A 12,940-nucleotide genomic window follows, 5' to 3' on the forward strand; every position below is an offset into this window, starting at 1 on the left:
GGGGCGTGGTGCGTGCGATCGCAAGGCGCCGAGAGGCCCTCGTAGCGGAGCTACTAGGGCCTCTCGGCAACGCCGCGAGCGTGCGTGCCACGCCCCGCGAGCCCAGATCACAACCCCACACAGGCCCTAGGCGTACGTCCTGATGTCGCCGATCAGCGAGAACCCGAGCCCGTAGGCGCTCATCCCGCGTCCGTACGCGCCCAGATGGACCTCACCCGCCGCCGAGCCCGCCAGCACCCAGCCGAACTCGGACTCGCGGTAGTGGAACGGGGTCGGCACCCCGTCGACGGGCAGCGAGAGCGCCGACCAGGCCGACCCGGTCAGATCGTCGGCCAGCTCGAAGGCTGCCTCCGTCTGCTGCTCCAGCCAGTCGTCGCGCAGCGCGTGGTCCAGCAGCGCGGGCCAGGTGGCGGCGAGCAGGCCGGACCCGGCCAGCCAGGCCGCCGAGGAGGCCGTGGTGGCGTCGAGCTGCCCCGTACCGTCGTCGGCCCGGTGGACCGGCCCGGCTCCCACCGTGACGACGACCGCGAACCGTCCCTTGTCCTCGGCCGACGCGTCCGGTCTTATCGACGGCGCCTCGCCGTGGCCCGTCGCACCGTGCCGCACCACGCCGTCGGAGGTGGCGCCGACCTGCATGAGCCAGCGTGGTCCGGTGAACGCCTCGTCCAGTCCGTACCAGGCGAAGGGCGCGCGCAGATAGCCGTCGACCGTGCGGAGCGCCGCGGAACCTCCTTCGGCGTTCGCCGGCCCGGCCGCGTCCCGCGCACCTTCCCGACTCGTCGTCTCCACTGCCGGCGCCTCCTCGATCTCGTACGTCCGCAGCGGCTCGCCCCCTACGGGCGCCTCACTGCCGGACAGATGGAGGATAGCCACCCGGTACCGGCTCGTAGGGATTGGTCGTGCTCAGGTGGCGTCTGCGTCGAAGGGCGGACGTTCGACCGGATCGGGCTTTTCGCGCTTCTTCAACAGGTCGGGAGTGGCCGTGGAGCCCGTCGTGACGGCCCCGTTCGAAGCGGCGGGGGTGAGGGACTTGACAGCGGGATCCGGTGTGTCCGACACGGCGGATCCACTCTCATGGCCCTTGACCGCGTCAACCACGTCGTTCATCTCCTTGCGGAGATCGAAGCTGCTGCGGATCTCCTTCAGCCCCAGGTCGTCGTTCTCCATGAGCTGCTTGCGGACGAACGTCTTGGGGTTGAGGTCCTCGAACTCGAAGTCCTTGAACTCGGGACCCAGCTCCGAGCGGATGTCCTGCTTGGCGTTCTCGGAGAACTCCCGGATCTTCCGTATGAACCGGGAGACGTCCTGGATGACCTTGGGGAGCTTGTCGGGTCCGAAGACGAGCACGGCGATCACCACGATCGTGACCACCTCAAGGGCGCCAATGTCACTGAACACTCTGCTGCTCCTCGTGTTCTCCAGGCCCGAGGGTCGGGAGGCGGATCGGGGTCCGGGCCGCTCCACGGTACCTTCCGGACCTGTGCGGACGGTACCTTCCTGCTGTGGTCAGCTGCCGTCCGCGGAGCCCAGTGCCATCTTCATCGTCCGCTCCTTGCCCTCGCGCAGCAGAGTCAGCTCCAGCTGGTCGCCGGGGCGGTGCGCGCGGATCTTGACGATCAGCTCCTCGCCGCTGTGCACCCGCTGCCCGTTCACCCGCGTGATGATGTCCCCCGGCCGGATGCCCGCCTTGGCGCCGGGGCCGCCGGCGGTGACGGCCGGGCCGCCGTCCGCGGCCTTGGCGCCGACCTTGGCGCCGTCGCCCGCGTACTGCATGTCGAGGCTGACCCCGATCACGGGGTGGGTCGCCCTGCCGGTGTTGATCAGCTCCTCGGCGACGCGCTTGGCCTGGTTGATCGGTATGGCGAAGCCCAGGCCGATCGATCCCGACTGGCCGCCGGCCGGGCCGGATCCGCTGTCGGCGGCGCGGATGGCACTGTTGATCCCGATGACCCGGGCCCGGCCGTCGACCAGCGGGCCGCCCGAGTTGCCGGGGTTGATCGGGGCGTCGGTCTGGAGCGCGTCCACATAGCTGATGTCGCTGCCGTCGCCCTTCTCGCCGCCCGCGGTGATGGGGCGCTCCTTGGCGCTGATGATCCCCGACGTGACCGTGTTGGAGAGGTCGAAGGGCGCGCCGATGGCCACGACCGGGTCGCCGACGCGGACGTTGTCGGAGTTGCCCAGCGGGAGCGGCTTGAGTCCGGAGACCCCGGTGACCTTGACGACGGCGAGGTCGTATCCGGTGTCCTTGCCGACGAGCTTGGCGCTGGCGGTCTGGCCGCCGCTGAACGTGACCGATATCTCGCCGGACGATCCCGCGGGCTGGACGACGTGGTTGTTCGTCAGGATGTGGCCGCGCTGGTCGAGGACGAAGCCGGTGCCGGTGCCCTGCTCGCTGCCGCCGCGGACGTGCAGCGTGACGACGCCGGGCAGCGCGCTGGCGGCGATGCCCGCGACGCTCTCGGGGGCGCGGTCGGCGCTCTCGGGTCCTGCCTGCGGGAGTTCGACCGTGGTGAAGCCGCCGTTGCGCTCGACGTACGCGCCGACGACCCCGCCGAGCACACACCCGGCGAAGGCGAGCAGTACGAGCGCGGCGGTGCCCGCGCGCCGCCGCCGGCCGCCGGGCTCGCGGTACTGCTCCCCGTACTGGGTGAGCGGCTGGCTCGGCACCGGGCTGTTCCAGGGGTCGTACTGGAACGACCGGGCGAACGGATCCTGCCCGGGGGGCGGGGGCGGCGGCGCCGGGTGGGCGTACGGGACGTGCGGGGCCGGTGCGCCCTGGGCTCCGTGCGGCGTCCCGTACGCCGGCGGCAGCGCGGTGCCATGCGCCGGGGTGGGCAGCTGCACGGGCGGCGCGAGCGCCCAGGGGCCGGGGCCGCCGTAGGGCGGGGTGCTGTACTCGTCGGGCTCGTGCAGCGGCCGGGGCCGCTCCGGCGGCGCGGCGGCGTCCGGAACGGAGGCACCGGGCTCGGCGGCGGGATTGGTCACCGCGCCAGGCTCGGCGGCGGGACCCGTGTCCGGTCGCGGTCCGTCGCCGTCGGCGGCGGCACGGTCCGACGGGCTGTCAGCCGCGGCGGGCACGGCATCGGCCGGCACGGCGTCCGTGGATACGGCGTCGGCGGACGCTGAGCCCCCGGGCTCAGCGGCGGCGAGTGGCGGCGCCGTCGCCCCGCCGTCGCGCGCCGGCGGCACCTCGGGCTCGGCCGGTGTGCCCTCTACCGCCTTGGGACGGCTCCACCAGCTCGCCTTCGGTCCGCTGGGCTTCCCGTCGTCCATGTTCTCCCCGCACTGCCGTTCCGCGCCGTCAAGGGGCAATCCCCGCAAGGGATTCAACCAGGTTTACGCGAATCCCCGCAGGGAGCGGGTTCAGCGGTTGGCCGAAAGGGGCGCGGTGGGCAGCGTCGGGGCCGCGAGCCGGGTGGGCCGGGGCGTGGTCGTCGGGCCCACCTCGCCGGTGCCGTCGATCTGGAGGGCCGAGCCCGTGGGCCGTATCCACAGCGCCGCCGAGGAACCGCCCGTCTCGCCCGGCACGTACACCTGCTCGGAGAGCGTCTCCACCCCGGTCGTGCCGGGGGGCGCGGCCGGGGTGGCCCGGGAGACGGGCTGCGGGGCCGTACCGCTCCCGCTTCCGCTTCCGCCGCCCTGGCGCCGGGGGCTCTCGCCGCCGACGGGTGCCGGGGACGTGGTGCCGGGGGCCCGCATGGGGGTCACACTGTTGCCCGCGCCGCGCGGCAGTACATCGGCGGCGGTGCCCAGCGGCAGTGTCCCGCCGAGGGCCATCGCGGCGAAGGACACCGCGCTGGCGGCGGCGAAGGCGAAGCGCCGGCCGCGCCACGGCGAGCGCTCGGCGTCCTGGCGTCCGACCTCGTGGATACGGAACCCGGAGCCGCCGGGCAGCGCCACGGCGTGCGCGCCCGCCGGGGCGTAGCCGAAGCCGTCCGTCCGTACCCCGAAGACGCCCTCACCGAAGCGTCCCCCGTCGAACAGCCCTTTTCCGTTGTCGTCGTCTCCGGCCCCGGGGCCCTGCCCCGGCAGCCCGTGCAGCCGGGCCAGCAGGCCGGCGGACGGCAGCGGCGGGGCGGTCTGCGCGAAGACGCTCTTGAGTCTGCGCTGCGCGTCGGCCTCCGCCTTGCATTTGGCACAGGTGGCGAGATGGGCCAGCACGCGCTCGCGCGCGTCATGGTCCAGCTCTCCGTCCACCAGCGCCGCGAGTCGGTCCCCCAGATGCTGCTCGGCGGGACTCTGGCTGGCACCGCTCACGCCGGTCCGCCCTCTCCCGCCAGAAGAGGACCGGTCGCGCCGGGACCGGCCACGCCCGCGAACGCGCGCTGCTCCGCCCTGGCCTCGGGGGAACGGTGCTTCAGCGCCTTGCGCAGATGCGAGCGGCCACGGTGGATCCTGCTGCGTACGGTGCCGAGCTTCACGCCGAGCGTGGCCGCGATCTCCTCGTACGAGAGCCCCTCGATGTCGCAGAGCACCACCGCCGCCCGGAATTCGGGCGCGAGGGTGTCCAGCGCCTGCTGGACGTCCGCGTCGAAGTGCGTGTCGTGGAAGACCTGCTGGGGCGACGGCTCGCGGCTCGGCAGCCGCTCCGCGGCGTCGTCGCCGAGCGCGTCGAACCGGATCCGCTGCTTGCGGCGGACCATGTCGAGGAAGAGATTGGTGGTGATGCGGTGCAGCCAGCCCTCGAAGGTGCCGGGGGTGTAGGTCGACAGCGAGCGGAAGACCCGGACGAACACTTCCTGGGTCAGGTCCTCGGCGTCGTGCTGATTGCCCGTGAGGCGGTAGGCGAGGCGGTAGACGCGTCCGCTGTGGGTGCTGACGATCTCCTCCCAGCTGGGAGGCGTCCACGCCTGCGATTCCGCATCCGATGCGAAGGTCGCGGTCACTGCGGAGTCGTTGGAGCGAGAACGGTCAGCAGACTTGGTCACGGATTTCGGCTCACCGGCCGACCTGAGAAGACGCCTGAGCACTCCTCCCCGGTCCACAGGCGCAGCCGCACCTCCCCTATCGGCTCTGGTGGTGTCCAGTGGAGCCCCTACCATAGCCACTCCGCCCGTTAGCTCCGGATAAGAATCTTTACGCGAATTTGGGTCCGGCCCCCGCCCCTGGCGACGGCCTTGATCCCGGATTCCCCGCTGTGCTTCCCGCTCTTCTCAACGCCCGGTCCCATCTGCGGGTTCCCGGGTGCAGCGGATACAGTCACCGTTGCGCCGCCAACGGGACAAGGAGAGGGTCATTACCGCCAACCGGCAGACGAGCTGGGCGTTCGCCGACGCCTTTGTCGCCGAGGACGAAGCACTGCACTGGGCCCGGGACCGGGCCCGCGAGTCAGGGCTCCGCTCGGTGTCACCAGGCACTGGCGCCGCGCTGCGTCTGCTCGCTGCCACGCTGGACGCGAAGTCCGTGGCGGAGATCGGGACGGGCACCGGTGTCTCGGGGACGTATCTGCTCCAGGGCATGCGGCCTGACGGCGTGCTGACCACGGTCGACACCGAACCGGACCGCCAGCAGTTCGCCCGGCAGGCGTTCCGCGCCGCCGGATTCGCCGGGAACCGCGCGCGGTTCATCCCCGGCGGCGCGCTGGACGTGCTGCCGCGGCTCGCGGACGGCGGGTACGACCTCGTGTTCTGCGACGGGGACCGGCTGGAGTCGCTGGAGTACCTCGCCGAATCGCTTCGGCTGCTGCGGCCCGGCGGACTCGTCTGCTTCGAGGGGGTCTTCTCCAACGGCCGGACGGTCGACTCGGGGGCGCAGCCCGCGGAGGTGCTGCGGGTGCGCGAGCTGCTGCGTGCCGTACGGGAGAGCCAGGATCTTCAGTCCACGCTGCTGCCGGTGGGCGACGGGCTGCTCTGCGCCGTACGCCGCTGAGGCCGCCGGCACCGCCCCACGAACGGGCCGCGCGAACGCCCCACGCACGGAAACAGACCTCTGCCCCGGCACGGACGGATCCGTAGCCGGGGCAGAGGTCTGTCTGTCGCGGTGCCCTGGAGGGGCACCAGGGGCGATCGATACGCCCCGAAGACCCGCTAAACCGTTCCGCTCAGCCGACGACCTTCTTCAGCGCGTCGCCGAGCGCCTCCGCCTCGTCCGGAGTCAGCTCGACGACAAGCCGACCGCCGCCTTCGAGCGGAACGCGCATGACGATGCCCCGCCCCTCCTTGGTCACCTCGAGCGGGCCGTCGCCCGTTCGCGGCTTCATGGCCGCCATGCTCGTTCCCCTTCCTGAAACCAGCTCATCGCAGCCGGCGGCCCCATAACAGGCGCTGTGTCACCGGCATCGAACACATTGCTTCCAGCTCATTATCCCGCATGGCGGGACCCGATGACCAACATCGGTTCGCATCGCTTACGCAACGCGCTCTCGCAAAACCACTCAATTCGGCGATCCGACTGCGATACTTCGCCGCCGCGCGCTCCGCCGGCACCCCACTTTCTTAGACGCAGGTCACATGCCCGTGGCCGAAGATCTCCGCCATGCTGGGGCCGGACAGGACCTGCCCGAGCCGCGAAGGGACCCGATCATGGCCGACACCGTGCTCTACGACGTGAGTGACGGACTCGCGACGATCACGATCAACCGCCCCGATGCCATGAACGCGATGAACACGGCGGCCAAGACCGCCCTGCGGGACGCGCTGACCACCGCGGGCGCCGACTCCGCCGTACGGGGTGTTCTGCTCACCGCGGCCGGGGACCGGGCCTTCTGCGTCGGCCAGGACCTCAAGGAGCACACGGCGCTGCTCGAAGCGGACCGGCGGGACGGCTCGGGGGCGACGATGAGCACCGTGCGCGAGCACTACAACCCGATCCTGCGGGCGATCACCGAAATGCCCAAGCCGGTGGTGGCCGGGGTCAACGGCGTCGCGGCGGGCGCGGGCATGGGCTTCGCGCTGGCGGCCGACTACCGGGTCGTGGCGGACACCGCCGCGTTCAACACGTCCTTCGCCGGGGTCGCCCTCACGGCGGACTCCGGGGTCTCCTGGACGCTGCCCCGCCTCGTCGGCCACGGCCGCGCCACCGATCTGCTGCTCTTCCCGCGCTCGGTGCCGGCGGCCGAGGCGTACGCCTGGGGCATGGCCGACAGGCTGGTCCCGGCGGCGGACCTGGCGGCCGAGGCGTACGCCGTGGCCCGCGCGCTCGCCTCGGGGCCCACGGCGGCCTACGCGGCGATCAAGGAGTCCCTGGCGTACGGGGCCGACCACTCACTGGCCGAGACGCTGGCGAAGGAGGACGAGCTCCAGACCCGGGCCGGCGCGTCCGAGGACCACGTCATCGCCGTGCGGTCGTTCCTGGCGAAGGAGAAACCGCGCTACGTGGGCCGCTAGTGCCGTGACCGGCAATGTTTGCCCCGAAAGGAGCGTCGTCCGGTGCGTGCGATCGCAAGGCGGCCGGGAGTCCTGGTAGCGGAGCTACCTGGGCTTTTGGCCAACGCGGCGAGCGTGCGTGCTGGGCGGCGCGACGGGGCAAAGCTTGCCGGGAGGGGCGCTGGAGCGTCAGACGGGGCGCAGGGCCCCGGTCCGGGCCGCGCAGTCGGCCAGGTGGTCGTTGACCAGGCCGCACGCCTGCATCAGGGCGTACGCCGTCGTCGGGCCCACGAACCGTACGCCGCGCTTCTTGAGCGCCTTCGACAGGGCCTTGGACCCGTCGGTGACCGCCGGTACGTCGGCGGTCGTACGGGGCGCGGGGAGCGGCGTGTCCGGGGCGTGGGACCAGATCAGCTCGTCCAGTTCACCGGCGGACCAGTCCGCGAGGAGCCGGGCGTTGGCGAGGGTCGCGTCGACCTTGGCGCGGTTGCGGATGATGCCCGGGTCGGCGAGCAGCCGCTCGCGGTCCGCGTCGGTGAACTCCGCCACGGCCGCGATCCGGAACGACGCGAAGGCCGTACGGAAGGTCTCGCGCCGGCGCAGGATCGTGATCCAGGACAGCCCGGACTGGAAGGCCTCCAGGCAGAGCCGTTCGAAGAGGGCGTCGTCGCCGTGGACCGGCCGGCCCCACTCCTCGTCGTGGTACGCGAGGTAGTCCTCGGTCGACAGGCCCCACGGGCAGCGCGGCCGTCCGTCGGGGCCGGCCACGGCCGCGCCGTCGCTCATCGGCCGCTCTCCTCTCCGGGCTTCTTGAACAGGTCGGGCGAGGAGACGGCCGTGGCCTGCGCCCCCGCCAGCTCCGCCGACAGCTCGGCGATCCGCGCGTCCCGCTCGGCCAGCTCCGCGCCGAGCCGGCCGAGGACCTCGTCGACGTCCGCCATCCGGTAGCCGCGCACGGCGACCGGCAGCCGCAGCGCCTCGATGTCCGCGCGGCCGACCGGCCGCGTCACGGGCAGCGGATCCACCAGCCGCTCCGGCGGCACATCCGTCAGGACCTCGCTGTCGCCGCCGCCGACGACCGCGAGCGTGACCGCGGCGACGACGATGACCATCGCGATGAGCAAGAACAAGAACACGAGCTTCTCCCCGGGCAGGCAACGTCCGATCAGGAAACGGAAACGTCCGGTGCCGATCGTGCCACGATCCACCGGCGAGGGGCGCGGCCCCGGTCCCCCGACCCGTTCAACTAAGGTCGTGGCCATGGATCAGGGGATGGACGGGACGCTGCGGCTCGGGCGCCGGGAATTCGACGCGCACGAGCCGGTGATCATGGCGATCGTCAACCGGACCCCGGACTCCTTCTACGACCGGGGTGCCACCTTCCGCGACGAGCCCGCGCTCGAACGCGTCGAGTGCGCGGTGGCCGAGGGCGCCGCCATCATCGACATCGGCGGGGTGAAGGCCGGGCCCGGCGAGGAGGTCACCGCCGCGGAGGAGGCCCGCCGTACGGTCGGCTTCGTGGCGGAGGTACGGCGGCGCCACCCGGATGTGGTGATCAGCGTCGACACCTGGCGGCACGATGTGGGCGAGGCGGTCTGCGAGGCCGGCGCCGACCTGCTGAACGACGCGTGGGGCGGGGTGGACCCGAAGCTCGCCGAGGTCGCCGCGCGGTACGGCGCGGGGCTGGTCTGCACGCACGCGGGCGGCGCCGAGCCCAGGACCCGGCCGCACCGGGTCGCGTACGACGATGTGATGGCCGACATCCTGGGGGTGACCCTCGCGCTGGCCGAGCGCGCGGTCGCGCTGGGGGTGCGGCGGGACGGGATCATGATCGACCCCGGCCACGACTTCGGGAAGAACACCCGGCACTCGCTGGAGGCGACGCGCCGGCTGGGCGAGATGGCGGAGACTGGCTGGCCGGTGCTGGTCTCCCTCTCCAACAAGGACTTCGTCGGCGAGACGCTGGACAGGCCCGTCAAGGAGCGGCTGATCGGCACGCTCGCGACGACCGCGGTGTCGGCGTGGCTCGGGGCCCGTGTCTACCGCGTCCACGAGGTCGCGGAGACCCGGCAGGTGCTCGACATGGTGGCGTCGATCGCGGGACACCGCCCCCCGGCGGTCGCCAGCCGCGGCCTGGCCTGACCGGGCACCGGGCCCGACCGGCGGCGGGTTCGTCCCCCTGCCGTCGGCCCGGCCCCCGGGCCATCGCTACCGCTACCGCTACCGCTACCGGATCACCGGATCCGGATCAGTGGCCGGTCTCCTTCGTGACCAGTCCGACCGCCTCCTCCACGTCGTCCGTGACGTGGAAGAGCATCAGATCCTTCTCCGACGCCTTGCCCTGCGCCACGACCGTGTTCCGCAGCCAGTCGACCAGCCCGCCCCAGTACTCCGTACCGAACAGGACGATCGGGAAGCGTGTGACCTTGCGCGTCTGGACCAGCGTGAGCGCCTCGAACAGCTCGTCCAGTGTGCCGAGACCGCCCGGCAGCACCACGAAGCCCTGCGCGTACTTGACGAACATCGTCTTCCGGACGAAGAAGTAACGGAAGTTGACCCCGATGTCGACGTGCGCGTTGAGCCCCTGCTCGAAGGGCAGCTCGATACCGAGGCCGACGGAGATGCCCGAGGCCTCCCGCGCGCCCTTGTTCGCCGCCTCCATCGCGCCGGGACCGCCGCCGGTGATCACCGCGAACCCGGCGTCCACCAGCGCGCCGCCGAGCCGGACGCCCGCCTCGTACTCCGGCGTGCCGGCCGCCGTGCGCGCGGAGCCGAAGACGGCGATGGCGGGCGGCAGTTCGGCGAGCGCGCCGAAGCCCTCCACGAACTCCGACTGGATGCGCATCACCCGCCAGGGGTCGGTGTGCACCCACGCCGAGTCACCCTCGGTGTCCAGCAGCCGCTGATCGGTCGTACCGGGCTGGATCTGCTCCCGTCGGCGGATCACCGGACCGAGCCGCTGTTCCTCCGGCCCCCGCGTTCCGTCGGGCATGCCCATGAGCCGCTCCTTCCGCTGCTGTGCGTCGTTCTGGGCAAGAGTAGATCGACACGCGTGACAAACGGCGAAATTCCGGCAGTCGATCAGGCAGCGACCGCGCTCCGGACAGCGGCCGGGGAGAACGGTCGTTACGCGACCGGTCCGGTGAGCCAGCCGCGCAGCCGCTCCTCGCAGTGGGTGATCCGCTCGACGGCCACCCGCTCGTCCCGCTTGTGCGCGAGCAGCGGGTCACCGGGCCCGTAGTTGACGGCGGGCACCCCGAGGCCGCCGAAGCGCGCGACATCGGTCCAGCCGAACTTGGGCCGCGCGGTCCCGCCCACGGCCGCCATGAACGCGGCTGCGGCCGGGTGCGAGAGTCCGGGCAGGGCGGCGCCGGAGTGGTCGTCCACGGTGAACGCGGAGACTCCGCAGTCCGCGAAGACCTCGTGGACATGGGCGAGGGCCTCCGCCTCGCTGCGGTCCGGGGCGTACCGGTAGTTCACGACGACGGTGCAGGCGTCGGGGATGACGTTGTTGGCGACGCCCCCCTCGATCCGTACGGCGTTGAGGCCCTCGCGGTACTCCAGACCGTCGATGACCGGCCGGCGCGGCTCGTACGCGGCGAGCCGGGCCAGGATCGGCGCGGCGGCGTGGATGGCGTTGGAGCCCATCCAGCCGCGCGCGGAGTGGGCGCGCTCACCCTCGGTGTGCAGGAAGACCCGCAGCGTGCCCTGGCAGCCGCCCTCGACCTCGCCCTCGGTCCCTTCGAGCAGGATGGCGAAGTCGCCCGCCAGCCAGTCGGGATGGGCCTCGGCGACATGGCCGAGGCCGTTGAGGTGCGCGGCGACCTCCTCGTTATCGTAGAAGACGAAGGTGAGATCGCGGTTGGGCTCGGGGACCGTCGCCGCGATCCGCAGCTGTACGGCGACCCCGGACTTCATGTCGCTGGTGCCGCAGCCCCACAGCATCCCGTCGTCGTCCAGCCGTGAGGGGACGTTGTCGGCGATCGGGACGGTGTCGATGTGCCCGGCGAGGATGACCCGCTCGCCGCGCCCCAGCCGGGTACGGGCCACCACGTTGTTGCCGTACCGGTCGACGGTGAGGTGCGGCAGGGCGCGCAGCGCCTGTTCGACGGCGTCGGCGAGCGGCTTCTCCGTGCCGCTGACGGACGGGAAGTCGACGAGGCGCGCGGTGAGCGTGGGACCGTCGAGTGTGAGGTCGAGCACCGTCTCGGGCAGGGTCTCGGGCGTGGTGCGGTTCATGCTCCGACCCTAATACGGTACGGAGGGACCGGCCGGAGCGGCCGGTCCGCGGCCGGGTCGCCGCCCGGTCGCCGCCGGGTCATGAGGGGCCTCGGACTCCAGTACGGTGGGCGCGTGCCCGAGACCGTCTCCCCCTCCCGTCGCGGACGCCCCTTGCGTTTCGTCGCCGCGTTCACCGTGCTGCTAGCCCTCGCCGGATATGTGGTGGTGCAGTACATGTCCAGCCGCAGCAGCGGCCCGCGGTGCGTGGTGCGGGCCACGGCTCCGGACTCCTCGAACGCGTCGGACTCCTCGGACGACAGCAGTCCCTCGTACTCGATGACGCCCGCGATGGCCGTCAACGCGGCGACGATCTCGGCCGTCGGCACCAGCCGCGGGCTGCCCGAACGCGCCGTCACCATCGCGCTGGCCACCGCGCTCCAGGAGTCGGCGCTGCGCAACCTCGACCACGGGGACCGCGATTCGCTCGGGCTCTTCCAGCAGCGTCCGTCGAAGGGCTGGGGCACCGAGGCGCAGATCCAGGATCCGGTCTACTCGGCGGGCCAGTTCTACGACCATCTCGTCAAGGTGCCCGGCTACTCACGGCTGCCGCTCACCGAGGCGGCGCAGCGCGTCCAGCGCAGCGGCTTCCCGCAGGCGTACGCGAAGCACGAGCCGGACGCCGCGCTGCTGGCCGCCGCCTTCACCGGCAGGGCCGCCGCGTCGCTGACCTGCACGGCGCCGGCCGGCGGGGTGGTGGGCGATCCGAAGAAGGTACGGACGGAGCTGGTACGGGACTTCGGCTCCGGCGTGCTGCCGGGCACGACCGGCAAGGGCGGCGCGAGCGACGCCGAGACCCCGGCGGAGGCCGGGAACGCCTCGGAGGATTCCGCGAAGGCCGCCGAGGACGCCAAGACCACGGAGGCCGACGAGCTGACCGTGCCGGTGTCGGCCGGGAGCACGGCCGCCGGCCGGCGCGGCAACTCCGCTGAACGGCGAGCCTCGTCGCAGCGCGGCTGGGAGCTGGCGCACTGGGCGGTGGCCCGCTCCACGTCCCTGGGCATCACCGAGGTCGGGTACGCGGGCCGGGTGTGGAGCGCGAAGGACGCGGCCAAGGGCTGGCGTACGACGGACGATTCGGCCGTCGCGAACGCGAGCGAGGTCCGGATCCGCACCGCGCGGTAGTACGGCCTGTCACCCGGACGGGCGAGTCCGCCACCCCTGGCCCCCGTCCCGGGAAGGCCCGCCGAACGTCGGTCGAACATCCTGCACAGGGCCTGGATCAACGCTTCGCCGCCCGCGCGACACCGGGAGCGTTTGCCCGCTTTTATCCATAACAGATCATGCGACACGTTACGGATTCTTTACCCGCGCCCACCGCATCCTCGGGCGCCCTTCGAGGAGTTGTCACCACGTCC

14 protein-coding genes are annotated in these 12,940 nt (G+C 72.3%); 4 read left to right on the plus strand and 10 right to left on the minus strand.

Annotation, left to right across the window (positions count from 1 at the left end; all coding sequences use genetic code 11):
• Positions 1-126: 126 nt before the first annotated feature.
• From AB0389_RS31010 to sigE, 5 genes are all read right to left on the minus strand, one after another.
• Positions 127-789: a hypothetical protein gene (locus AB0389_RS31010; RefSeq protein WP_366398897.1), complete on the minus strand. Its 663-nt coding sequence runs from the start codon at positions 787-789 to the stop codon at positions 127-129.
• A gap of 114 nt (positions 790-903) precedes the next feature.
• Positions 904-1,398 carry a sec-independent translocase gene (locus AB0389_RS31015; protein ID WP_366398846.1) on the minus strand — a complete coding sequence of 165 codons (495 nt, stop codon included), beginning with the start codon at positions 1,396-1,398 and terminating at the stop codon, positions 904-906.
• Positions 1,399-1,506: 108 nt separating this feature from the next.
• The gene (locus AB0389_RS31020; protein ID WP_366398847.1) at positions 1,507-3,273 is read right to left on the minus strand and encodes a trypsin-like peptidase domain-containing protein; all 1,767 of its coding nucleotides are present in this window, start codon (positions 3,271-3,273) and stop codon (positions 1,507-1,509) included.
• A gap of 90 nt (positions 3,274-3,363) precedes the next feature.
• Positions 3,364-4,257 (minus strand): zf-HC2 domain-containing protein, encoded by an 894-nt coding sequence (locus AB0389_RS31025; protein ID WP_366398848.1) that lies wholly within the window; start codon positions 4,255-4,257, stop codon positions 3,364-3,366.
• Entirely contained in the window at positions 4,254-5,042 is a 789-nt protein-coding gene (gene sigE, locus AB0389_RS31030) for an RNA polymerase sigma factor SigE (protein ID WP_366398849.1), read from the minus strand. The genes AB0389_RS31025 and sigE overlap by 4 nt, the downstream gene beginning before the upstream one ends.
• Before the next feature lie 163 nt (positions 5,043-5,205).
• Here sigE and AB0389_RS31035 point away from each other — a divergent pair, with 163 nt between their 5' ends.
• Complete coding sequence (locus AB0389_RS31035) at positions 5,206-5,868, plus strand: O-methyltransferase (protein ID WP_114661417.1); 663 nt, start codon at positions 5,206-5,208, stop codon at positions 5,866-5,868.
• Between the two features lie 172 nt (positions 5,869-6,040).
• Here the strand turns inward: AB0389_RS31035 and AB0389_RS31040 are convergent, their stop codons facing one another.
• Entirely contained in the window at positions 6,041-6,208 is a 168-nt protein-coding gene (locus tag AB0389_RS31040) for a DUF3117 domain-containing protein (protein WP_009997451.1), read from the minus strand.
• A 313-nt stretch (positions 6,209-6,521) separates the two neighbouring features.
• On the opposite strand from AB0389_RS31040, the gene AB0389_RS31045 reads away from it, so the two are divergent.
• Positions 6,522-7,325, plus strand: a complete 804-nt coding sequence (locus AB0389_RS31045; protein WP_366398850.1) for an enoyl-CoA hydratase-related protein — start codon at positions 6,522-6,524, stop codon at positions 7,323-7,325.
• A 168-nt stretch (positions 7,326-7,493) separates the two neighbouring features.
• Here the strand turns inward: AB0389_RS31045 and AB0389_RS31050 are convergent, their stop codons facing one another.
• Positions 7,494-8,090 (minus strand): DNA-3-methyladenine glycosylase I, encoded by a 597-nt coding sequence (locus AB0389_RS31050; RefSeq protein ID WP_366398851.1) that lies wholly within the window; start codon positions 8,088-8,090, stop codon positions 7,494-7,496.
• Complete coding sequence (locus AB0389_RS31055) at positions 8,087-8,440, minus strand: DivIVA domain-containing protein (RefSeq protein ID WP_366398852.1); 354 nt, start codon at positions 8,438-8,440, stop codon at positions 8,087-8,089. The genes AB0389_RS31050 and AB0389_RS31055 overlap by 4 nt, the downstream gene beginning before the upstream one ends.
• A gap of 124 nt (positions 8,441-8,564) precedes the next feature.
• Here AB0389_RS31055 and folP point away from each other — a divergent pair, with 124 nt between their 5' ends.
• Positions 8,565-9,446, plus strand: a complete 882-nt coding sequence (gene folP / locus AB0389_RS31060; protein ID WP_366398853.1) for a dihydropteroate synthase — start codon at positions 8,565-8,567, stop codon at positions 9,444-9,446.
• A gap of 106 nt (positions 9,447-9,552) precedes the next feature.
• On the opposite strand, the gene AB0389_RS31065 is transcribed toward folP, so the two are convergent.
• Both AB0389_RS31065 and dapE read right to left on the minus strand, forming a co-directional pair.
• Entirely contained in the window at positions 9,553-10,302 is a 750-nt protein-coding gene (locus tag AB0389_RS31065; RefSeq protein WP_366398854.1) for a TIGR00730 family Rossman fold protein, read from the minus strand.
• A 128-nt stretch (positions 10,303-10,430) separates the two neighbouring features.
• A complete protein-coding gene (gene dapE, locus AB0389_RS31070; protein WP_366398898.1) occupies positions 10,431-11,519 on the minus strand; it encodes a succinyl-diaminopimelate desuccinylase in 1,089 nt (362 codons plus the stop codon).
• A gap of 138 nt (positions 11,520-11,657) precedes the next feature.
• Here dapE and AB0389_RS31075 point away from each other — a divergent pair, with 138 nt between their 5' ends.
• Positions 11,658-12,707: a hypothetical protein gene (locus AB0389_RS31075; RefSeq protein WP_366398855.1), complete on the plus strand. Its 1,050-nt coding sequence runs from the start codon at positions 11,658-11,660 to the stop codon at positions 12,705-12,707.
• Positions 12,708-12,940: the final 233 nt, after the last annotated feature.

Origin of the sequence: Streptomyces sp. NPDC093109 (assembly GCF_040701725.1) — a bacterium.
Taxonomy (GTDB): Bacteria; Actinomycetota; Actinomycetes; order Streptomycetales; family Streptomycetaceae; genus Streptomyces.

Excerpts from the sequence above, each read along its gene's own strand:
- AB0389_RS31020 (WP_366398847.1), bottom strand. The coding sequence starts at position 3,273 with ATGGACGACGGGAAGCCCAGCGGACCGAAGGCGAGCTGGTGGAGCCGT.
- sigE (WP_366398849.1), bottom strand. The coding sequence starts at position 5,042 with ATGGTAGGGGCTCCACTGGACACCACCAGAGCCGATAGGGGAGGTGCG.
- AB0389_RS31040 (WP_009997451.1), bottom strand. The coding sequence starts at position 6,208 with ATGGCGGCCATGAAGCCGCGAACGGGCGACGGCCCGCTCGAGGTGACC.
- AB0389_RS31045 (WP_366398850.1), top strand. The coding sequence starts at position 6,522 with ATGGCCGACACCGTGCTCTACGACGTGAGTGACGGACTCGCGACGATC.
- AB0389_RS31050 (WP_366398851.1), bottom strand. The coding sequence starts at position 8,090 with ATGAGCGACGGCGCGGCCGTGGCCGGCCCCGACGGACGGCCGCGCTGC.
- folP (WP_366398853.1), top strand. The coding sequence starts at position 8,565 with ATGGATCAGGGGATGGACGGGACGCTGCGGCTCGGGCGCCGGGAATTC.
- AB0389_RS31065 (WP_366398854.1), bottom strand. The coding sequence starts at position 10,302 with ATGGGCATGCCCGACGGAACGCGGGGGCCGGAGGAACAGCGGCTCGGT.